At 27.3% G+C, this 23,493-nt stretch carries 21 protein-coding genes and 1 riboswitch; of the genes, 10 read left to right on the plus strand and 11 right to left on the minus strand.

What is annotated here, in order from left to right:
- Window positions 1–421 precede the first annotated feature (421 nt).
- Window positions 422–2,020, plus strand: a complete 1,599-nt coding sequence (locus LPC13_RS01945) for an amidohydrolase (protein ID WP_234088497.1) — start codon at window positions 422–424, stop codon at window positions 2,018–2,020.
- Window positions 2,021–2,353: 333 nt separating this feature from the next.
- Here LPC13_RS01945 and LPC13_RS01950 read toward each other — a convergent pair whose 3' ends face one another.
- Window positions 2,354–2,623 carry a cupin domain-containing protein gene (locus LPC13_RS01950; protein WP_005211821.1) on the minus strand — a complete coding sequence of 90 codons (270 nt, stop codon included), beginning with the start codon at window positions 2,621–2,623 and terminating at the stop codon, window positions 2,354–2,356.
- Between the two features lie 262 nt (window positions 2,624–2,885).
- The gene (locus LPC13_RS01955) at window positions 2,886–4,112 is read right to left on the minus strand and encodes an MFS transporter (RefSeq protein ID WP_005211819.1); all 1,227 of its coding nucleotides are present in this window, start codon (window positions 4,110–4,112) and stop codon (window positions 2,886–2,888) included.
- A 342-nt stretch (window positions 4,113–4,454) separates the two neighbouring features.
- On the opposite strand from LPC13_RS01955, the gene LPC13_RS01960 reads away from it, so the two are divergent.
- The 8 genes from LPC13_RS01960 (at window position 4,455) to LPC13_RS01995 (ending at window position 11,787) form a co-directional block, all read left to right on the plus strand.
- Window positions 4,455–5,354 carry a LysR family transcriptional regulator gene (locus tag LPC13_RS01960; RefSeq protein WP_005211817.1) on the plus strand — a complete coding sequence of 300 codons (900 nt, stop codon included), beginning with the start codon at window positions 4,455–4,457 and terminating at the stop codon, window positions 5,352–5,354.
- A 53-nt stretch (window positions 5,355–5,407) separates the two neighbouring features.
- Window positions 5,408–6,448, plus strand: coding sequence for a nucleoid-associated protein (locus tag LPC13_RS01965; protein WP_005211815.1), 1,041 nt, complete (start codon window positions 5,408–5,410; stop codon window positions 6,446–6,448).
- Window positions 6,449–6,649: 201 nt separating this feature from the next.
- Entirely contained in the window at window positions 6,650–7,834 is a 1,185-nt protein-coding gene (locus tag LPC13_RS01970; protein WP_005211814.1) for a DUF1002 domain-containing protein, read from the plus strand.
- An 80-nt stretch (window positions 7,835–7,914) separates the two neighbouring features.
- A riboswitch (guanidine-I (ykkC/yxkD leader) is annotated at window positions 7,915–8,010 on the plus strand.
- 52 nt (window positions 8,011–8,062) lie between these two features.
- Window positions 8,063–8,752, plus strand: coding sequence for a radical SAM protein (locus LPC13_RS01975; protein ID WP_005211813.1), 690 nt, complete (start codon window positions 8,063–8,065; stop codon window positions 8,750–8,752).
- Between the two features lie 271 nt (window positions 8,753–9,023).
- Window positions 9,024–9,386: a GntR family transcriptional regulator gene (locus LPC13_RS01980; RefSeq protein WP_005211812.1), complete on the plus strand. Its 363-nt coding sequence runs from the start codon at window positions 9,024–9,026 to the stop codon at window positions 9,384–9,386.
- Window positions 9,387–9,389: 3 nt separating this feature from the next.
- Entirely contained in the window at window positions 9,390–10,262 is an 873-nt protein-coding gene (locus LPC13_RS01985) for an ATP-binding cassette domain-containing protein (protein ID WP_005211807.1), read from the plus strand.
- Window position 10,263: 1 nt separating this feature from the next.
- Complete coding sequence (locus tag LPC13_RS01990; protein WP_005211805.1) at window positions 10,264–10,995, plus strand: hypothetical protein; 732 nt, start codon at window positions 10,264–10,266, stop codon at window positions 10,993–10,995.
- Between the two features lie 51 nt (window positions 10,996–11,046).
- On the plus strand, window positions 11,047–11,787 hold the full coding sequence (locus LPC13_RS01995; protein ID WP_005211804.1) for a hypothetical protein: 741 nt from the start codon (window positions 11,047–11,049) through the stop codon (window positions 11,785–11,787).
- 52 nt (window positions 11,788–11,839) lie between these two features.
- On the opposite strand, the gene argF is transcribed toward LPC13_RS01995, so the two are convergent.
- The 9 genes from argF to LPC13_RS02040 all read right to left on the minus strand — a co-directional run bounded on the left by argF (window position 11,840) and on the right by LPC13_RS02040 (window position 21,611).
- Window positions 11,840–12,763 carry an ornithine carbamoyltransferase gene (gene argF / locus LPC13_RS02000; protein ID WP_005211803.1) on the minus strand — a complete coding sequence of 308 codons (924 nt, stop codon included), beginning with the start codon at window positions 12,761–12,763 and terminating at the stop codon, window positions 11,840–11,842.
- 58 nt (window positions 12,764–12,821) lie between these two features.
- A complete protein-coding gene (locus LPC13_RS02005; protein WP_005211801.1) occupies window positions 12,822–13,997 on the minus strand; it encodes an aspartate aminotransferase family protein in 1,176 nt (391 codons plus the stop codon).
- A gap of 14 nt (window positions 13,998–14,011) precedes the next feature.
- Window positions 14,012–14,866 (minus strand): acetylglutamate kinase, encoded by an 855-nt coding sequence (gene argB / locus LPC13_RS02010; RefSeq protein ID WP_195244914.1) that lies wholly within the window; start codon window positions 14,864–14,866, stop codon window positions 14,012–14,014.
- A 120-nt stretch (window positions 14,867–14,986) separates the two neighbouring features.
- The gene (argJ, locus tag LPC13_RS02015) at window positions 14,987–16,216 is read right to left on the minus strand and encodes a bifunctional ornithine acetyltransferase/N-acetylglutamate synthase (RefSeq protein ID WP_040418870.1); all 1,230 of its coding nucleotides are present in this window, start codon (window positions 16,214–16,216) and stop codon (window positions 14,987–14,989) included.
- A gap of 39 nt (window positions 16,217–16,255) precedes the next feature.
- On the minus strand, window positions 16,256–17,290 hold the full coding sequence (argC, locus tag LPC13_RS02020; protein ID WP_005211797.1) for an N-acetyl-gamma-glutamyl-phosphate reductase: 1,035 nt from the start codon (window positions 17,288–17,290) through the stop codon (window positions 16,256–16,258).
- Window positions 17,278–18,678 (minus strand): argininosuccinate lyase, encoded by a 1,401-nt coding sequence (gene argH / locus LPC13_RS02025; RefSeq protein WP_195244912.1) that lies wholly within the window; start codon window positions 18,676–18,678, stop codon window positions 17,278–17,280. Before argH ends, argC begins: the two co-directional genes overlap by 13 nt.
- 1 nt (window position 18,679) lies before the next feature.
- On the minus strand, window positions 18,680–19,903 hold the full coding sequence (locus LPC13_RS02030; RefSeq protein ID WP_234088498.1) for an argininosuccinate synthase: 1,224 nt from the start codon (window positions 19,901–19,903) through the stop codon (window positions 18,680–18,682).
- Between the two features lie 521 nt (window positions 19,904–20,424).
- Entirely contained in the window at window positions 20,425–20,805 is a 381-nt protein-coding gene (locus LPC13_RS02035; protein ID WP_005211778.1) for a DUF4363 family protein, read from the minus strand.
- Window positions 20,802–21,611, minus strand: a complete 810-nt coding sequence (locus tag LPC13_RS02040; RefSeq protein ID WP_040418868.1) for a DUF421 domain-containing protein — start codon at window positions 21,609–21,611, stop codon at window positions 20,802–20,804. Before LPC13_RS02040 ends, LPC13_RS02035 begins: the two co-directional genes overlap by 4 nt.
- 236 nt (window positions 21,612–21,847) lie before the next feature.
- Between LPC13_RS02040 and LPC13_RS02045 the strand changes: the two genes are divergently transcribed.
- Window positions 21,848–23,341, plus strand: coding sequence for a nucleoside kinase (locus LPC13_RS02045; protein WP_005211774.1), 1,494 nt, complete (start codon window positions 21,848–21,850; stop codon window positions 23,339–23,341).
- Window positions 23,342–23,493 lie beyond the last annotated feature (152 nt).

Raw genomic sequence — 23,493 nt, forward strand, 5'->3', positions numbered from 1 at the left:
CGCCGTGTACCAGACCGGTACGCACGGTGGTGTGAGAGGACGGAAAATAAAATAATTATTTTCCTCCTACTCGATTATTAGTTTTTAGTTAGGAAATTAATGAAAAATATTTAAAAGTATAGATAAGGAACTTAATTTTATAAAATAGGAGTGATTAATAATAAAAGAATTGTTCTTAAAATTTTAATAAATTTATTTATAGTTAATAATAGGTATAATATTGTAAATTTTGTTATAATAGCATTAAAAAAATAATAACTTAAAGGCATATATTTATTAGAGAGTGTTGAAAGTTAGAGGAAACTAAAATAAAGAAATTATTTAAAGTAATAACAATAGTAAATGTAAATTTTGTTAATAATAAAAAAAGATTTATATTGTTAAATTACAAGAAAAATATTTTAAGTGAAGGTGATTTAAAATGAAGATAAAGGAAAAATTATATTTTAATGGAGATATATTAACACTTGAAGATAAACAATTATATGTTGAAGCAATATTAACAAAGAATAATAAGATATTTAAAGTTGGAACTAAGGAAGAATGTGAAAAAGTAGCTAGTGAAGATGTAGAGTTAATAGACCTAAAAGGAAAAACACTAATGCCATCATTTATAGATGCACATAGTCATTTTTCAGGATATGCTAGTTCTTTTACTCAAGTAGATTTATCAGAAGTTGTAAACTTTAAAGATATTAAAGAAGTAATACAAAAATTTATTAAAAAGAATAATATACCTAAGGGAAAATGGATACAAGCAAATGGATATGATCAAAACTTTTTAGATGAAAAAATGCATCCAACGTTAGAGCTTTTAGATGAAGCGGCACCTGATAATCCACTTTTATGTAAACATAAATCAGGACATATGGGAGTATTTAATTCTTTAGGGTTAAAAGAAATGGGCATAACTGTAGATACACCAAACCCAGATGGGGGAATTATAGAAAAAAAAGATGGAAAGCTTACAGGATATTTAGAAGAAGCAGCATATATGAATTATATTCAAAGGTTACCTATGGTTTCTAGTGAAGAGTTTATGGGAAGTTTAATTAAAGCTCAAAATGCTTATGCATCTTATGGAATAACAACAGTACAAGAAGGGTTTGTAATAACTCAACTAGCACCAATTTTTCAATATTTAATACAAGCAAAATTATTAAAAATAGACTTAATAGGCTTTATGGATGTAGCTAAAGCAGATGAATTAAAAGAAAAGTTTGCAAATTGTTTAAATAAGTATGATAACCATGTAAAGATTGGAGGTTATAAGACATTTTTAGATGGTTCACCACAAGGGCGTACAGCTTGGATGCGTACACCGTATCTAGGAGAAAAAGAGAATTATTATGCATATGGAACTCAAAGCGATGAAGAGTTAGAAGCTAAATTAGAATTAGCATTAAAAGAAAATATGCAAATTTTAGTTCATTGTAATGGTGATGCAGCTTGTGAACAATACATAAATCAATATGCACTTGCTAAGAAGAAAATTAAATCAACAAATGAAATAAGACCAGTTATAATACATGCTCAATTATTAGATAGAGATCAATTAGATAGAGTAAAAGATCTTAATATGATACCATCTTTCTTTATTGCACATGTATATCATTGGGGGGATATACATATTAAGAATTTCGGAATGGAAAGAGCCAGTAGGATAAGTTTAGCTAAAGGTGCATTAAATAAAGAAATATTATTTACATTCCATCAAGATGCACCTGTTATTGAACCTAATATGTTAGAAACTATTTGGTGCGCAGTTAACAGAATAACTAAGAATGGAGTTTTATTAGGTGCTGATGAAAGAATACCAGCGATAGAAGCATTAAAAGCTGTAACTAAAAATGCTGCATATCAATATTTTGAAGAAGATATTAAAGGGACTATAAAAGAAGGTAAACTGGCTGATTTAGTTATATTAGATAAGAATATATTAAAAGTTGAACCTATGGAAATTAAGAATATACAAGTACTTGAAACAATAAAAGAAGGAGAAAGTATATTTAAGAAATAAAATAAATTTAATATATAAAAGAAATTAGGATTTAATAATATATAAACTGTATATTAACATCTAATAAGAAAGAATTAATTTCAAATGCCTTAGAGTATTATTATAAAATTTACAGTTAAAGATAAAAGCTCTATTTGAAATAAGATTGAGTTTTTTATTTATAATTAATCACCTAATTTGATTAAAAATCTTATTAGGTGATTTTATGTTTTAAAATTATAAGTAGATAAATAACTAGATATTATATTAATAAATATTATTAAAGTGGATGATAATCTGAAGGAGTTGGTGCAACAATTCCTATAAATATAAAATCTTCATCTCCAGTATTAATCATTCCATGATGTTCATTTTGGCAGATACTATTATATCGCCTTTAGAAATCTCTACTTCTTTACCTTCCTCAGGATAAAAAACTCCTTTGCCTTGCATACAAATCCATACATCATCAGAAGTAGTGTGCATATGTGTAGGTACTTTTTGACCAGGCTTAACAACCCAAACAACACCACTAGTTGAATCAGTAGAGTAAAATGGAGTTTTTGTAGCTTGATTATCATTTCCTATAGCTACTTGATTTAATTTAAATATTCTAGTTTCCATAGTTTTACCTCCTTTAGTATAAATGTATTTACTATAAGTAAATACAAAAAAAATAAAGTTGTTTTTTGAAATTACTTCTTTAAGATTTATAAAAGATGTTCATAGATTATAATATGTAAATTAATAAATTTAAATGTATATAAATTTTAAAGTTTATAATAATAATATTTATAATATAAAAGAGTTAAATGAGATTATGTAATTACATAAACAGTATAATAAAAAAGAGATTGTACATTTTTGTACAATCTCTTTAAGGTTATTAAGCAGCTTTGTTAGCTTTTAATTCATTTTTCTTAACTATGTTATATCTTATGTTAACTATAAGTGCTAATACAACACCTAATGCTGTAATTCCAATATCAAATAATATTACATGACTTAAATTTATATCTGCTAATATACCAGTAATACTTGGTACTATAGTAGATGCTAAGCTTGAAGCTGTAAATACTATACCAGTAATTTTTCCTTTGCTTGATGGGAATAATTCTGACATTGAAGTTAATGCTAATTGTAAAACTCCACCAGCAGCAGAGAATCCAATTACGAATGCTGCAACTATACAAGTTATAGTGCTTGGGAACATCCAAAGTACTGTTAACATTACTAAAGATATTAATGGGTAAACAAAAGTAAATCTAACTTGTTTAATCCATTTAGCAACTAATATAGAAGTAACAAAAACAGATACTATTGAACCAGTACTATAAATACTTATTAATTTTAGTGAAACTGTTTGTTCAACACCGGCAACTTCTCTTGCAAAAGATGGTAACCAGTTTGCAATTACTTGGAATGTTGCAGTAGCTGTAAAACCGATTAAGATTAAGCAGATACCTTCAATCCAGAAGTTAGCTTTAACAGTAGATTCAACTTTTTCTTCTGTATCAGTTTCAGCTTTTTCAACAGGCTTAAATTCAGGAAATTTAAGTTTGAATATAAATAATCCATTTATTAAGAATACTACGATACAGAATATGAATGACCATCCAAAGTAAAGATTGTTAGCAATTAAGAAGCTTATTATCCATGGTAATATGAATTGACCAGCAGAGATAAATGCTTTAATTGCAACGTTAGCACTTCCAGGTGCCTCAGGGAAACATTCAGTTAATGCAGGATAAGTACCAGCATCCATAAATGAATTAGCCATACCTGCTAATAAAGCGAAGAAGAATGCCATTGTAACATTATTACTAATTAATATACCACCCATGAATAACACATAAGTTCCCATACCTAAAAGTATGAAAGGCTTTCTACCATATTTGTCTGATAGGATACCTGATACAAATAAAACAATTAATCTACCTAATCCTAAAGCTGAGATAACATAAGATACACCAGCTTTATTAGTATTGAATTGTTCCATTAAGAAATCAATATTTTGGGCTAATATTATACAACCCATACCATGTATAAAGTAGTTAATATACATAGATAATGCCGTAGGCAAATACTTATTTTTTGTAAGTGTATTTTGCATTTTAATACTCCTTTTGATAAAAATTTAACGTAATTATGTATAAAAATCTATTTCTTATTACAAAATAAATTTTAATATATTATTTTTAATTAATCTAATACATATTATTAGGAATATCTATAGAAAGTATCTATAGATATGATATAATTAGCTAGGAAATTTAAAGCTGATATTAAAATTAATTCAATTTTCACATCTAGGACTTTATTAAAAATTTAACTTATTGTGAATTACTTCTTAGAAGAAAGTTAGCTTTAATTATATAAACTTTTATAAGATATATAAATTTAATAGTAAAAAAATTATTTAATTTTAATAGTTAAATAAGAAAGGAAAAATAATATGAATTTGAATCATTTAAATTATTTTAGAGTATTAGCGAAACTTGAGCATTATACTCAAGCTGCAGAGGAATTATCAATAACTCAACCTAGTTTAAGTCATGCTATGGCTTCATTAGAAAAGGATTTAGGAACTTATTTATTTGAAAAGCAAGGTAGAAATATTAAGTTAACTAAGTATGGGAAAATATATTTTGAATATGTAGATAGAGCCTTAAGTGAATTAGAAAAAGGTGAAAAAAAATTAAGAGAACTTACTAATGTATCAACAGGAACTGTAGAGCTAGGATACATATACACATTAGGTCCTAATTTTGTACCACAATTGATTAAAAACTTTTCGTTAGTTGAAGAAAATAAAAATATAAAATTTTCTTTTGGGCAAGGAACTACAAAAACACTAATTGAAGGATTAAAGAGTGAAAAGTTTGATATGGTATTTTGTTCTTTTGTTGAAAATGAACCAGATATTGAGTTTGTACCAATAGCACATGAGGAGTTAGTTTTAATTGTATCTAATGACCATCCATTATCCAATAAAGAGTCTATTGATTTAATGGAAGTAGAGGAATATCCATTTATATATTTTAGTGAAAAAAGTGGGATAAGGCCATTAATAGATAATTTATTTAAAAAAGTTAATATTACGCCTAATATAATATGTGAGGTTGAAGAAGATAATGCAGTTGCAGGATTAGTTGAAATAAACTATGGAATTGCAGTGCTCCCTAAAATATCATCATTAAAGCATTATAATGTAAAAGTGTTGCCTATAGTAAATCCAAAGCATGAAAGATTTATATATCTTGCTGCTTTAAAAAACAGGTATTTAACACCATCTGTTAGCTTGTTTAAAAAATATAGTATAGAATATGCCAAAGAAAAGTTTTCAAATAAATAAAATTTGTGTAATATTGTATTTTAATAGTTTAGTAACATTTAGAGGTGATAAATATGGAATATATAAATGATATAAATATACAGGAAGCAGTAATACATATACTTGATAGTAATAGTGACGAGCCAATTTTAAATGAATATACTTTAGAGTTAAGTGAAGATGTTTATAAATTTTTACATAGACATATTGAAAAGTGTTTAAAAGATGAAGAATTAAAGACAGCAGTATTTAATCCTGAAAGAAATATAGTAAAAGAAATAGTTCAAGATTATTTAAATGGAATAGACACGGATATAGTGGGTTTATCTAAAGAGCTTGCAAGACAGCTTTATTCAATAATGAAGGGAAATGTTAATATTCCATCTTGCGATTTAATTGTAGTTTCATTAATTACAGATATAGGTCCAATGACAGGTATACTTAAAATGGATTATGTTAAAAACTTTACTCATTCTGTTGAATTTGTTGATAATAAAATTGGGATTGGAATAGTACCTCAAGCAGCAGGTCTTCCAGCTAGTAGTCAAAGAATTCAGAAAGCAGCATTTATTAAACCAATTAGAGAAGGACAAAAGTGTGACTTATATGTTATAGATAAACAAAAGAAGTCTAAAGATGATGATGAATATGGTGCAAATTACTTTTTGAATAGTTTTTTAGGATGCTCAGTTGTTACAAATAAAAGAGATATGACAAAAACATTTTTAAAGGCTACAGAAACATGGACTAGAAGTAATGTTACGGAAGATGCAGAAAAAGCAGAAAAAATAAGAACTACTATTAAGAGCAAATTAAAAGAAGAAGACTCTATAAATATAGAAGAACTTTCCCAAGAGTTATTTAAAGAAGAACCAAGTAAAAAGCAAGACTTTGAAACATTTATAAAAGGAAATGGATTAGAAAATGAAGTTAATGTTGATAAGGCATGGGTTGAAAAGAAGCTTAAGCGAGTTAGACTTAAAATAGATAAAGATATTGATTTATATATTAATGAAGAAGCATATCATGATAATTCAAAATTTGAAATACAAAGAAATGGTGATGGAAGCATTAACATGATAATAAAACATGTAATCAACTATATTGAGAAATAGAAGTATATTACTAACAATGGTGATTGTGAGAAGTTAATGTTTGTACTATAAGTTAGTTGTTATGCTTGTAGCAAAAACATTAACTTTAAGTTTTCAATAGCAATATATATTAAGAATTTATTACAAAATGGAAAGTTGTATAGATAAATTATTGTTATTATAGTAATATGTAGTAAAATTATATAGAGAGGTGATTTTAGAATGTTAAAAAATAAATTTAGAAATATAGCATTAAGTTTAGCTGTTATTATGGGTGTTAGTTTAAGCACTCCGGCTTTTGCAAAAAGCGAATATAATAGTGGCGATGTATTAACTTTTGGTTCTGATTTAACTAAAGCACAAGAAAATGAATTAAGAGAGTTTTTTGATGCTCCAGATGGGACAAGAACTATTTATATAACTGATGAAACTATTATTGAACAATTAGGCTTAGATCCAAATGATCCAGCAAATTATGCAGGAGGATGTTATTCAAGTGCATATGTAAAATTATTAGATGGTAATAAAGGAATAACAGTAGATGCAAGAAATTTAACGGAAGTTACAGAAAGTATGCTTATGAATGCACTTATAACTTCAGGAATAAGTTCAGCAAGTGTTAAGGTTTCAGCCCCATTTAAAGTTACAGGAACTTCAGCATTATCAGGAATATTAGCTGGTGTTGAAGAAGTTGGTGGGTTTGAAATATCTTTAAAGCAAAAGGAAACTGCACAAAAAGAAATAGAAACTACTATGGATGTTGCAGAAGAGGTTGGACAAGAACAAGCATCAACAATAATAAATGATGTTAAAACAGAAGTTATTAAAGAACAACCAAAAACAGAAGAAGAAGTTGCAGAAATAGTGGACAAGGTTACTGAACAATATAATATTAACATAAGTGATAACTCTAAAGAGTCTTTAGTAGTTTTAATGAATGATGTTAAAGATTTAGATTTAGACTATTCAGAACTTAAAGATGCTTTAAATAAGGCTGGCGATACATTAAAAGAAAATTTAAAAGATTTGGGTGTTAAACTTAAAGATGAAGGATTCTTTGAGAAGATAGGAAATTGGTTTAAAAATCTTTGGGATAAATTTATATCTTTATTTAAAAGTGATGAACCAAAAGATACAACAGAACCAGTACAAGATACAATAAATAGCGATGTAGAAAATTCAAGTAACACGGAAAAAGATAATGATACAACTGATGAAGTACCAGTTGAAAGTGAAAATGACACAACAAATGCAAATGATGAAGAGGTAACTACACCGGAAAATACTGAAACTATTGAACCAGAAAAGCAAGTTGGAGATACAATAGTAGATGATGATCAAGATACTAATACAAATGAAGATGATAATACAATAGAAAAAGTAGAAGAAGAAACTAACACTAATTAAAAATTAGTTGATTTTAAAAAAATTTTTGATATATTATAAATGAGAAAAAGTTCTTAGAATATTAAAATAAAAATTATATATAAAAAGCTTTCTAGGGTTCCGCAGTATTTAATTGGCAGGTCCGAGAGAAAGCGCACAATTTATTGTGTACACGGAAGGATAAAAGCCTGGGAGATATTTTAATATCTCTAAGGCTTTTTTTATTTTATAAATTTGGAGGAGCGAAGAATGAATAATTTTACTTACAAGGAAGCTTATATTGAAGAGGGAAGAAGAGTTTTGGAGGTTAATATACTTCCAGAAAAATATTGTAATTTTGATTGTATATTTTGTCCTATTGGAAGATCTAAAAATAAAGTAGATAATCAAAGATCCTTTGGTGAAATAGACAATGAATTGATTGAATTAGAAAACAAAATAGAAAGCACAAAAGCAGAGTTGATATTTATTAACTCAAAAGGTGAGGCTTTAGTAAATGATAAAATTAATGATGTTATTGATTTTATAAAGGGTAAAGGCTTACCTATAAGGTTACTGTCTAATGGGTATTTATTATGCAGGGATGAATATATAAAGATTGCTAACAAATGTGATGAAGTTATTGGAGAGATAAAAGTAATAACAGAAGATCATTTTAAAAAAGTTCAAAGACCAATTGAAGGATATACATTAGATAAGTATATTTCAAATATGGAATCTTTTAATAAACAATATAAAGGAAAATTTATATTTGAGATTACTATTATTAATGGGTATAACGATGATGAAAAGTCAATTAGTAGTATAAAAAATGTTATTACAAAAATATCTCCAGATAAGATAATAATTTCTAGAATAGAAGATGAAATATTTAAGAAAAAGTTAGGAATATCCGATAAAGACTTTGATAGAATTTCAAAAGAATTATTAAATTGTTAGAGAACTTGTATCGGCAATATCATTAATTACTTGTAACTTAATTATATTAAAACACTAATAGCTATTCTCTATTAGTGTTTTTTATTTAAGTGTTAATTCTAAAAATATTAAAAAGAAGGAGAATTTTTTAATAAAATAAGAAAAAGATTTTGTAATTTTAATACAAATATTTACATATAAGATAAATAGTTGTATAGTTAGTTATATAAGTAATGAACCACTTAACTAAAATTGAATATAGTATAAGTATAAATAAAGTAGGGGGGATATTGTGAATTTAGAATTTACTAATGATGTACCTATATATATCCAAATTGCACAGTCAATAGAAGATAGTATATTGAAAGATATTTTTAAGGAAAATGAGATGATTCCATCAACTACAGAGATATCTGTTAAGTATAAGATTAATCCAGCAACAGTGGCAAAAGGATTCAATATTCTTGTGAATGAAGGGATTATTTATAAAAGGAGAGGTATAGGTATGTTTGTATCGGAAGGTAGTAAAGAGTTACTTATAAATAGAAGAAAAGAAAGATTTTTTAATGACTATATAATTTCTTTACTGGATGAAGCAAAAAAATTAAATATATCTAAAGAAGATGTTATAAAGATGATTCAAAGAGAGGTGTAATGTATGGCAAAGATAGAAGTTAAAAATTTAAAGAAAAGCTATAATAGTAATTTGGTATTAGATGATATTAATATAGTGTTTGATGAAAATAAAATTTATGGATTGCTTGGAAGAAATGGAGCAGGAAAAACTACACTTTTAAATATAATAACAAATAGAATTTTTCAAGATAATGGTGTAGTAGAAGTAGATGGGGAGAATGTACGTGAAAATGATAATGCTTTAGAAAAAATATATTTTATGACTGAAAGAAATTTATTCCCAGAAAGTTATACGGTAAAGAAGATTTTAAAGTGGACATCGGAATTTTATAAGAATTTTCATATGGAATATGCTTTAGAATTGGCAAAAAAATTTGAACTTGATATAAATAAAAAGATGAAAAATTTATCTACAGGGTATTGTTCCATAGCAAAAATTATAATAGCTATGGCATCAGGAGCAGAAATTATTATATTTGATGAACCGGTGTTAGGATTAGATGCTAATCATAGAGAGTTGTTTTATAAAGAATTAATGAAGAACTATATTGATGAACCAAAGACAATAATTCTATCAACTCATATTATAGAAGAAGTTTCAAATATTATAGAAAATGTAGTTATTTTAAATGATAGAAGTATAGTAAATACAGAAGACGCTGAAGAATTGTTAAATAAAGTATATACAGTATCAGGTCTTAGTGAAAATGTTGATAAGTATATAAAAGCCAAAGAAATTGTTAATATAGAAGCTTTAACTAATTTTAAAGCAGCAACTGTTTTAGGTGAAATATGTAGTGAGGATAAGAAATTAGCAGAGGAGTTAGGATTAGAGTTTTCAAAGGTAGAGCTTCAAAAGCTATTCATTTATTTAACTAGTAAGGAGGAAAAGTAAAATGGATAAAAGCTTAAAAATAGCAAAAATGAATGTAATTGATATTTTAAAAGCCACAGGGGTATTTTATTGTATACTTTTGATAACGTTAGCTGCATTATTTGCTATAAATGCTAATGGCAGTGTTTCAGGACTAGAAGTTGCATCTATAATTTTTATTTTCGTATGTGGTTTAAATTCTTTTAAGGAAAACTTTTATTTTTCACAAGGTAATAATATATCTAGAAAAAGCTTTATAGGTGGAGTAATATTATCAGCTTTTCCTATTGCTATAATTATGGCAATAATTGATTTACTTATAAATAGAGTAATGAATTTATTTATACCTTCTCCAAGTCTTTATGATATGGGATATACTGCACTTAAAAATTTTGATAATGGTGCTTTGCATACTGAGTGGATTCAAAGTAATGGTTTTACAACAGTAGTAAATACAATACTATTATCTTTTGTACTTTATTGCTTTGCTTATATTTTGGGAATTGTTATTAATCTGATTTATTATAGATGTAATACACTTATGAAAATAGCTGTATCAGTAATTGGTGGAGGAATATTAATAACTTGGTTATCTTCAGATTTAAATTATGGATTGTTTAAAGTATTAGAAAGAGTACTTGGAATTAAAACACAAAATGTTTATTTAGCTATTTTAAGTTGTATATTAATGTTTATAGTTTTATCAGGTTGTATTTATAGATTAATTAAAACAGCTGAAATAAAGGAAAGATAAGAAGTATTATGTGAGTGGTTTAGCGGGTTAAGAGATAAGGGAGTAGGATATATGGATAAGATTTTAAAGGTTTCAAAATTTAATATTGAGGATATGATTAAGCCAATAGTAATATTTTACGGTTTTTTATTAGCTTATTTATTATTTATAACAAGATGGTCAATAGGTAGTGAAGAAGTAATAATGGGTGGCATAGAAATATTTACAGTACTTTTTATTGTATTACATGGTATGGAGACTTTTAAAAGAAAGTTCTATTTTGCACAGAGCAATAACATATCAAGGAAGTCATTTATTAAAGGAATTATATTATCAATATTTCCAATATCAATGGCTATGGCAATAACAGATTTATTTATAAATAGAGCAATAAATGCTTTTATAAAAATGCCTAGTCTTTATGAATTTATCATTGGAAATTTTAAAGGTAAAGTTTCATCAAGTACTTGGATACAGGATAATAGTGTAGATGTAATGTTAAAGAATATAATATTTTTATTTTTAATTTATTGTATGGTATATATTTTAGCACTAGTTATAGAAATCATTTTTTATAATAGAAATGAATTAGGTAAGTTAGTAGCAATAACTATTTTAATATTTTTGCCAAAGATAGTAAGAAATATAATGGAGCATTTTGATGTCGTACCTTATGAAATAAATAATAAAATTAAAGATATTTTAAATTTTACTGATAATAATATAATTATAGAGTTATTAACCTATGGTATTTTATTTATAGGTTTATATTTTATAGCTAATTTATTAATTAGAAAAGCTACAATAAAATGATTTATACCTCAGTAGAAAAGGTATTATTATTCCCTTTCTGCTGAGGTATAAACTATTTTGATAGAAGTTTTACTAAAATTGCTTTTTGGGCATGTAATCTATTTTCAGCCTCTTCAAAAATCTCATCAGCATGAGCTTCAAGAATTTCCTCTGTTATTTCTTCTTCTCTATGGGCAGGAAGGCAATGAAGAACTAAAGCATCATCTTTAGCTAAACTCATTAATTCTTTGTTTACTTGATATCCTTTAAAAGCTATCATTCTTTTTTGAGCTTCTGATTCTTGTCCCATGCTAGCCCATACATCTGTTATAACTACATCTGCATCTTTAACCGCATCTTTAGGTAAATTAGTCATTGTAAATGAAACATTATTTTTAAGAGCTAATTCATTACCTTTATCTATATAATATTTAGGTGGTTTATAACCTTGAGGATTAGCAATGCTAATATGCATGCCTAAAGTTAAACAGCCAACAATTAAAGAATTACACATATTATTACCATCACCAATATAGGCAACCTTTAAACCATCTAAAATTAATTTTTTTTCTCTTATAGTCATTAAATCAGCTAAAATTTGGCAAGGATGTTCATCGTCTGTAAGACCATTGATAATTGGAATTGAAGAAGCTTCAGCTAAGATTTCAATTCCTTTTTGAGAGAATGTTCTTATCATTATTCCATCTAAATATCTTGATAGAACTCTAGCAGTATCTTGAATAGGTTCCCCACGACCTATTTGTAAATCTTTAGAACTTAAAAACAATGGATTACCACCAAGCTCATACATACCGACTTCAAAGGAAACTCTAGTACGAGTTGATGACTTTTCAAAAATCATCCCTAGGGATTTTCCCTTAAGTAAAGGATGTTCTATACCATGTTTTTTTTCATATTTTAATTGATCTGCAAGATTTAATATATCTAATATTTCATCTTTTGAAAGATTATCCATACGTAACAAATCTTTATTCATTTTATAAAGCCCCCTTTATTAGATTAATTACTTAATTGGTTTAGTTAAAAAGTTAATATTAAAGTTTTTTTAATGAAGAAATTAAGATTTTTAAACCTTCATCAATTTCTTCTTCTGAAATGTTTAGTGGTGGAAGTAGTCTTATTACATTTTTACCTGCTGTTAGAACTAATAGTCCATTTTCTAAAGCCTTCTTTTGGAATACAGAAGAATCTCCATCTATTTCTATTCCTATCATTAAACCTGATCCACGAACTTCTTTTATTATAGAAAGATTTGAAGCGGTTAGAGTATTTTTAATAAGTTGTCCTTTATTATAAATAGAATTATAAGATGAAGTGTTGCACAGCTCATTTAATACTTCAATGGCACCAGCACAAACTACTGGATTTCCACCAAAGGTTGAGCCATGATCGCCAGGAACAAAAGTATTTGAAAGTTTATCGTTGCATAAAACTGCACCTATAGGAAGTCCACCCCCTAAACCTTTAGCACAAGTAACTATATCTGGATTAGCACCAAATTCATTAAATCCAAATAAATTTCCAGTTCTAGCGATTCCACATTGAACTTCATCAAAGATGATTAAAACATCTTTTTCTTTTGCTAGTTCACAAGCTTTGATAACAAATTCCTTATTAAGAGGATGAACACCACCTTCACCTTGAATAGCTTCCATAATTATTCCACAAACATCAGATGTTAATTTTTCTTTTAAATCATCAATAGAGTTTGCACTTACATAATTAAAGCCTTTAGGAAAAGGAAAGAAGTAATTGTGAAACTTATCTTGTCCTGTTGCAGTTAGTGTTGCTAGTGTTCTACCATGAAATGATTGTTTTAAAGAAAGAATAGTACCTCTATGGTTGCCATATTTGTTAAAGCTATATTTTCTAGCAAGCTTAATAGCGCATTCATTAGCTTCAGCTCCAGAATTTGCAAAGAAAACCTTGCTCATATTTGAAAGATTAGTAAGTTTTTTTGCTAAATTAATTGTAGTTGTATTTGTAAAAATATTTGATAAGTGTTGAAAAGAATTAAGTTGAGAAACAATTGCATTTTTCCAAGCTGTATTATTATATCCTAGAGAATTAACCCCAATTCCACTAGTGAAATCTATATATTTTTTATTATTACTATCAAATAAATATGATCCACTTCCATAAGTAAAACTTATAGGAATAGGAGAATAAGTATTCATTAAATATTTATTTGATTCTTCTATTAAATTCATTTAAAAGATACCCCCTAATATATTTCTGTTCCAATTCCTTTTTCGGATAAAAGTTCAAGTAATATTGAGTGTGGAGTTCTTCCATCAATTATATGCGCTTTTTTAACGCCAAGTCGTACAGACTCAACACAACAATTTATTTTAGGAATCATGCCACCCTTAATAATTTTATCTACAGTTAATTTGGGAATTTGATGTAATCGTAATGTTGAAATAAGAGTAGAGGGATCTGAAGGATCAGTCATTACTCCCGGAACATCTGTTAAAAGAATTAATTTTTCAGCTTTTAGTGAAGCTGCTATTTTAGATGCACATGTATCTGCATTAATGTTATAGCTATTACTATCAGATTCACCAATAGCAATAGAAGATATAACAGGAATATAGCCAGAATCCATAGCTATTTTTAAAAGATCAGTATTTACAGATGTTATTTCACCAACATAACCTAAATCTACGTCTTTTTCTAGTTTTTTAGCTTTAATTAATGAGCCGTCAATTCCAGATAAACCAAGAGCTTTACCACCATTTATTTCAATAAGCTTAACTAAGTCTTTATTAACTTTTCCTGCTAAGACCATTTGAGCAACAGATATAGTAGTCTCATCAGTATATCTTAATCCATTTATAAATTTACTTTTATAATTCATTTTAGCTAAAGTATTAGTAATATCAGGTCCACCACCATGAACTATAATTGGATTAATTCCTATACATTTCATAAGGATAATATCATTTATAACTGTTTTAGTTAATTCATCATTAATCATGGCATTACCACCATATTTAATTACTATGGTTTTACCATAATATTCTTGAATATAAGGTAAAGCTTGAACCAATACATTAGCATGTTGAGTATAATTCATATAAGCCTCCTTTTTTGCCCCAGGGGTCAATACAAATATTTACAATTGCTCTGTGTAATGCATGAATAGCCATAGAAATACCAATGTAAAAAAATGGGTTGACCCCGCGGGCAGTTTAAATTAACTGCGATAATCGCCGTTTATTTTTACGTAGTCATAAGTTAAATCACATCCCCATGAGGTTGCTTTACATGAGCCTAATTTTAGGTCTATTAAAATTTTAATTTCATCTTGTAATAATATTTTCTTTGCCTTAGATTCATCGAAATTAGTTGGCAATCCGTTTTTACAAACTACAATTTCACCAGCAGAACTTTCAAATCTTACATCAACTTTTTCAGGATCAAATTCGATATCGGCATAACCTAAAGCACAAAGGATTCGGCCCCAATTTGCATCGCTACCAAATATGGCAGCTTTCACTAAGTTTGAATTAATTACACTTTTAGCAAGAACCTCAGCATTTTCTATTGAAGGTGCATTTTTTACAGTACATTCTATAAGTTTGGTAGCACCTTCACCATCCTTTGCTATTTTTTTAGCAAGGTAAATATTTAATAAAGTTAAAGCTTCTAGGAATAAATTAAAATCATCATTTTTTTCAAGGATAGTTTCATTATTAGCAAGACTATTTGCCATAATTAAAACCATATCATTAGTACTAGAATCACCATCAACGCTAATTCTGTTATATGATAAATTAACAGAAGTTTTTAATGCTTCTTTTAAAAGTATTGGAGAAATTGAAAGGTCTGTAGTAATAAAAGAAAGCATTGTAGCCATGTTGGGATGAATCATACCAGAACCTTTAGCCATAGCAGCAATTGTTATTTTTTTACCTTGAATCTCTATTTCAACACCAGCTTGCTTCATTACAGTATCTGTAGTCATAATTGCACTACAGGCATCTTTAGCAGAAGAGTTGTTGCAAGATAAGTTAGTTACTAATGAAGGTATTCCATCTTTTATAGCATCTATATTAAGTGGAACTCCAATAACACCAGTAGATGCAACTAATACATCATCATTTTTTATATTTAAGGCCTTAGCACAAAGACTAGTCATTTTATTAGCTTTAGCTAATCCATCATCACCGGTACATGTATTAGCGTTACCACTATTTATAATTATTGCTTGAGATTTTTTATTAGTTAAATGCTTTTTAGTTACAGTAAGAGGAGCACCTTTTACTTTGTTTTTGGTGTAAACACCAGCAGAATTAGCTAGAGTTTCAGAATATATAAGAGCTAAATCTTTTTTTAGTAAACTCTTTTTTAAACCACAGTGAATTCCTGATGCTTTAAAACCAGCAGGAGATACCACTGTTAGATTTTCATCTATTTTAATCATAAAAACACACATCCAATCGTTTTAAATTAAGAAAATTTATTAAAAGCTAGGTGCTATTAATGTAAGTCCTAAATTTTCAGGTAGTCCTAGCAATAAGTTCATATTCTGAATAGCCTGTCCAGCAGCACCTTTAACCATATTATCTATAACACTAATTATTATTAATTTATCTTTTCTATAATTTTGATGTAGTGATATATGACAATTATTTGTATATTTAACATGCTTAATTTCAGCAGTTTCGCCTAGTGGTAATACATGGACAAAGTCTTTATTTTTATATCTAATTGTATATATTTCATGGATTTCTTCTAAGGTAAGTTTATTTTTTGTTTCACAGTAAATAGTAGATAATATTCCACGATTTATAGGTAGTAAGTGAGGGGTAAACGTTACTTCAACATTATCATTAGCAATATGAGATAGAGCTTGCTCTATTTCAGGGGAGTGTCTATGGCTACCGATAGCATAAGCAGAAAAGTTTTCATTAGCTTCTGAAAAATGACTTTTAAGTGATAGACTTCTTCCTGCACCGGTAATACCAGATTTAGAGTCACAGATAATATTTTTCGTATTAATTAAATTATTTTCAAGTAAAGGCATAAGTCCAAGTTGAATACTAGTAGGGTAACAACCAGGATTTGCAATTATATTAAAATCTTTAATTTTATCACCATTAAATTCAGGTAAAGCATAAATACTATACTTATGTAGTTCTTTATTTAAAAAAGTTTTTCCATACCATTTTTTATATTCTTCTTCAGAGTCTAATCTAAAATCAGCTCCAAGATCTATGATTTTTTTATTTTTAGTAATAGCTTTATTTGCAATTTCCTCGCTTAAACCATGAGGAAGAGCAGTAAAGACAACATCACATTTATCAATAACATCATCTATATCTTCACAGATTAAATTTGTTTTATTAAAAAAGCTCTTATACACAGAGCTTATCTCCTCATCTTTAAAAGTAGAAGAGGAGATAGCAGCAACTGTAACTTTATCATGATTTAATAAAAGCCTTAATAATTCAACGCCAACATAACCTGTAGCCCCAATTATTCCTATTTTAAACATGATAAATTCTCCTTATTTTCTTTTATAAATTTTTCTAAAGCGGATATTTGTATTTTAACTGATGAAGAACTAGGGCCCCCAATAACACTTCTTTCTTCAACACAAGTTAATAAATCTATTGCTTTATATATATCTTCTTCAAATATGGGAGAAAAGTCTTTAAATTCATCTATAGATAAATCATCTATAGAAATGTTTTTATCTATACAATAGAGAACTATTTTTCCTACAACTTCATGAGCATTTCTAAATGCCATACCTTTTTTTACAAGATAATCAGCAACATCTGTAGCATTGGTAAATCCACCAGCTGCAGATTTTTTCATATTATCTTTTTTTACTTTCAGAGTTTTAATCATTCCGTTAAAGGTTTGTAATGAAAGAAGAGCAGTATCTAATCCATCAAATAAAGCTTCTTTATCTTCTTGCATATCTTTATTATAGGCTAGTGGTATTCCTTTCATAACAGTAAGTAGTGTCATTAAATTACCATAGACACGTCCTGTCTTACCTCTAACTAATTCAGCAACATCAGGATTTTTCTTTTGAGGCATTATGCTACTTCCAGTGCTATATCCATCATCAAGTTCTATAAAATTAAATTCTCCAGTACACCAAAGTATAATCTCCTCTGAAAATCTAGATAAATGCATCATTATTAATGAAAGATCAGATAATATTTCTATAGCATAATCTCTATCAGAAACAGAATCTAAACTATTAAGTGTAATTTTAGAAAAACCTAATTCTTTTGCAACAAGCTCTCTATCTAACGGATAAGTAGAAGTTGCTAAAGCACCACTTCCAAGTGGCATTTCATCTAATCTTTTAAAACAATCAAAAAGTCTGCCTATGTCTCTTTTAAACATTTCACAGTAAGCTAAAAGATGATGAGCAAAAGTTATTGGTTGAGCCTTTTGCATATGGGTATATCCAGGCATTATTGTATTTATATTAGAGTTTGCTTTTTCTAATAAAGTTTCTTGAAGTTTTAAAAGCTCATCAATTATTATTTTTATATATTTTTTTAAATATATCTTAGTATCTAATGTAACTTGATCATTTCTACTTCTTCCGGTATGTAATTTTTTACCTTCATCACCGATATAATAAGTTAATATACTTTCTATAAAACTATGAATATCTTCAGAAGCATTATCAATTTCTATAGTTCCATTATCAATTCTTTTTGAAATTTCTATTAAACCAGCTATTATTTTTTCACTATCCTTAAGAGGAATAATTCCTTGAGCTCCAAGCATTTTTACATGAGCAAGGCTTCCTTCTATATCTTCCTTATACATTCTTGAATCTATTGAGATAGAGGAGTTAAAAGTATTAACTAACTCATTAACTCCTGACTTAAATCTTCCACCCCAAAGTTTCATATTATTTATCTAAGTCCTTAACAGATTCTTTCATCTTTGAATTTACCACTATTGGTAAACCGTAAAGATTTATAAATCCTTCAGAATCCTTTTGATTATATACACCATCTTCACCAAAAGTAGCGTATTCTTCGCTGTATAAGGAATAAGGAGATTTCATGCCGGCATTAACAATATTTCCTTTGTATAATTTTAGTTTAACTTCACCAGTTACAGTTTCTTGAGTTTTAGAAACAAAAGCTGAAAGACTTTCTCGAAGAGGAGTAAACCATTCTCCGTTATAAACTAAATCAGCAAATTTTAAAGCGATAGTTTGCTTAAAGTGATGAGTAGCTTTATCTAGACAAATTTCTTCTAAATCGCCATGAGCTTTATAAAGAATAGTTCCAGCAGGAGTTTCATAAACACCTCTTGATTTCATTCCAACAAGTCTGTTTTCTACCATATCCATAATTCCTATAGCATTTTCTCCACCAATTTTATTTAATTCTTGAATTAATGTAACACCATCCATTTTCACTCCATTTAAAGCAACAGGAATACCTTTTTCAAAAGTTAAAGTAATATAAGTTGCTTTGTTTGGTGCATTTTCTAATGTATTACACATTTCTAAGATTTTATCGTACTTAGGTTCATTTTCAGGAAATTCTAAATCTAAACCTTCGTGACTTAAATGCCATAAGTTCTTATCTTTACTATAATTAGTTTCATAAGTAATTTTTATTGGAATTTCTCTATCTAAAGCATATTTTATTTCTTCTTCACGAGATTTAATATCCCAAATTCTCCATGGTGCTATAATTGGCATTTCAGGTGCGAAATTTTTAACTGCAAGTTCAAAACGAACTTGGTCATTTCCTTTACCAGTACAACCATGACAAATTGCATCAGCACTTTCTTTCTCTGCAATTTCTACAAGTCTCTTTCCAATTAAAGGTCTAGCAAAAGAAGTTCCAAGTAAATATTTCCCTTCATAAACTGCCCCGGCTTGAAGGGTAGGGAATATATAATCGTAAACAAATTCCTTTGTTAAATCTTCAATATAAATTTTTGATGCTCCAGTATTTAATGCTTTTTCTTCTAAACCTTCTAGTTCATCAGTTTGACCAACATTACCAACTACGGCAATAACTTCACAGCCATAAGTTTCTTTTAGCCAAGAAATTATTATTGATGTATCAAGTCCTCCTGAATAAGCTAAAACTACTTTATTAAATTTTTTCATATTTAAAAGCCCCCTTTTATTTAAATAAGAGTTAAAAGTTAATAGTTAAGAGGTGAATTGAAAATAAGTTATTAAATTTTTATTTATAGATAAACTTATATGCTTAACTTTTAAGTTTTAACATCAAAATAAAATAATAAAATTTGTAATACAGGTATTTAGTTAAATTATCCCCAAGAAATAAATACCAATATTTGATATTTATGATTATACATATAAGTGAATAAATATGCAACAGAAAAATGTAAAAATGCATAAAATATTTTTTTATACTAAAAAAAGGTATTAATATGCATAAACTGAATTGAAAGTATGTAAACGAATTTTTTTATGTTATATTATAAGAGATTGTCTTTAAACTAGATGATTAGCATAGAAATGAGATGTATGATAATCAATTATAATAGCTTATTTTTATAACATAAATGTATTAATATACTGAGTAAATTTTTATAAAAACTATTATATGATAAAAATAAAAAGTAAAATTGGAAATGCTATATAGCATTCCCAACTTTACTTTAAAAGATATTTTCAATATTAGGAACCTGTAACTTTTTCATGTGTTCAGTGCTAAATTTTAATAAATGAAGAGATGCTTCAGTTTCACTTTCATCATCTTTTTCTATATATACAGTTAATTTAAGTGCTTCATTTAACATAACATCATAATCAACATGATTTATATAAATAGAAGCAAGTGAACCTTTAGTTTGTATCAAGTTAAAAATATCCATAGCATTATTAAAATTTTCTTCTTTAGAAGAGGTGTCCAATGTTTCTTCCATTTCATCACACATATCTATTATATCTGTACAAAGATGCTTAAAATTAATATCAGCATAAGTTAAAAAAGCAATTAACACAATAAATATACAGTAAGAAATTATAGAATTCTTCATTTGCTATCTCCTTTTTTACCTTTATCAGGATAATCATCATATAATTGATAAATAAACTTTCCTTGAGTGTCAGTCATAGCTATTAATACATCTTCAATTGCATTTATATGATGTTTTTTTAATTCATGTAAAATCCAATGTTTATTTTTGCCACTAGTAGTAAGAGAATTTTTATTTACATGACCATCTAACACGTAAATAATAGGAAGTTTAGGAGGTGTAGTAGAGTTGCTACTACTACTGTTAGTATTAGTACTGTCACTAGAATTACTTTGAGAGGATGATGATTGACTGCCAGAAGAAGTAGGTTGAGTATTACAACTACAAGAAGTATCACTAGAGCCACCACTACTAGAGCTACTACTTTGAGAAGTTAAAAATGAAAGTTGACCATTATTTTCTAAAATTGCATATTCAACTTCGTTTAAATCAAAATATCCAGCAAGTCTTAGCTCTTCCATAAGTTCATCTAAATTAATCTGTTGCTTCTTTAAGGCTTTATAATTTATTTTACCTTTGCAGACAAGAATACAAGGTTCTCCCTCTAAAAATTTCCTAGCAAACTGACTTTTAAGTTGTAATTGAGTAAGAATAGTTTTTATAAAAAGCAAGGTTACAATAGGAATTATTCCAAGAATTAAAGGTAACCTAGTATCTTGCATTGGAAGTGCAGCTAAATCAGATATCATTATTGTTATTACAAATTCATATGGCTGTAATTCTCCAATTTGCCTTTTGCCCATCAATCTCATTACAAGTATTACTAAGAAATAAAGTATTGCAGTTCTTATAAGAACAATAAACATAGTAATCACCTCTATAAAAGTATTTGTAAATTTGATACTTTTATTCTCCCTAGATAACACCGTGGTAAAAAAATATAATAATTAAAATTTATAAAACAATAGAATAATTTTTAAAGCAGTATATAATAAAATAAAGAGAATTTATTCTTAAAACATAAGAGAAAAGGTTCTAATATTCATTAAATGATTTAATTATAAATTTTATTATATAAAGAGTTTAGAAGGGTGGAGTATTTATGGAACAAAAAGTTGGTTTATTAAATAATAGTGACGAAATAGAGAAAAAATATATAAGAACATTACAATTTATTTTTATTAAGGCAAGTTTGGATTTATTTCCAAATTCAGTTATTACAATTCAACATAGTGTAGGTAAAGGAATATTCGGAGAAATTTTTAAAGAGAAACCTCTTGATGAAAAAGATGTAGAAGAAATAAAAAAGAAGATGGAAGATTTAATACAAAGAGATTTGCCTATTAATAAGATTAAAGTAACTAAAGAAGAGGCTATAAAAATATTTAAGGGATATAAAATGTATGATAAGGTACAATTATTAGAACAAGTTGATTTAAAGGAAGTAAACCTTTATGAATTAGAAGGAAGATATGATTATTTTTATGGTCATATAGCACGAAAGACTAGTGCTATAAAAGCTTTCGATTTAATATATTATGAAAATGGATTTATTTTAAGAAGACCTAATGATTATGAAAAATTTACATTATCAGAATTTGTTGAGCAAAGAAAAATAACAAAAATATTTAGAGAGACAGAGAATTGGCTTAATATATTAGAAGTAGGAACTGTAGCTTCTTTAAATTCTAAGATTGATAATGGAGAGCTTGCAAATTTAGTAATGATATCAGAAGCATTACATGAAAAGAAGATTGCAGAAATAGCAGATAAAATTCAATCAAGAAATGAGATTAAATTAGTTTTAATAGCAGGACCAAGTTCTTCAGGAAAAACTACATTTGCAAATAGATTGGGAATACAGTTAAGAGTAAATGGATTAATTCCGGTTCCAATATCTCTAGATGATTATTTTGTTAATAGAGATCAAACTCCTATAGATGAAAATGGAGAGTATGATTTTGAAACCATTGGTTCTGTAGATGTAGAACTATTTAATAAGCATTTAAGTTTAATATTACAAGGAAAAGAAGTTGAAATTCCAGAGTTTAATTTCAAAAAAGGAGAAAGAGAGTGGGTAGGAAAAAAAGTCAAGTTGCCTAAAAATGGAGTAGTTATAATTGAAGGTATTCATGGGCTAAATCCAATCTTAACTTCACATATTGATGAAATATATAAATTTAAAATTTATATATCAGCATTAACACAATTAAATTTAGATAATCACAATAGAATAACAACTACTGATGTTAGAAAAATTAGAAGAATAGTTAGAGATTCATTATCAAGAGGACATGGTGCAGAAGATACATTAAAAATGTGGCCTAAGATTAAACGTGGAGAAGAAAAAAATATTTTTGTTTATCAAGAAGAAGCAGATGTGATGTTCAATTCAACATTAGTATATGAATTAAGTGTATTAAAAAAATATGCATTAAAAGAGCTTGATAAAATAGAAAAGGATAGTATAGTTTATGAGGAAGCTAAAAGATTAAAATCATTTTTAGGGTTCTTTAGAGAGGTAGAAAAGAATATTGTGCCAGAAAATTCTATTTTAAGAGAGTTTATTGGAGGAAGTATTTTTTATAAATACTAATAATAATTAAAGTTAGATGCTAAGAGTTAGTCGTTAGTAGATTTAATAAAATAAGTTAGAAATTTTATTTGAATTATTAAAAATATAGTTTATTATAAATTATTGTTAAACTACTAACTACTAGCTTAAAGCTATTAAACAATTTAAGGAGG

The organism is Clostridium celatum (assembly GCF_021412605.1).
Taxonomy (GTDB): domain Bacteria; phylum Bacillota; class Clostridia; order Clostridiales; family Clostridiaceae; genus Clostridium; species Clostridium celatum.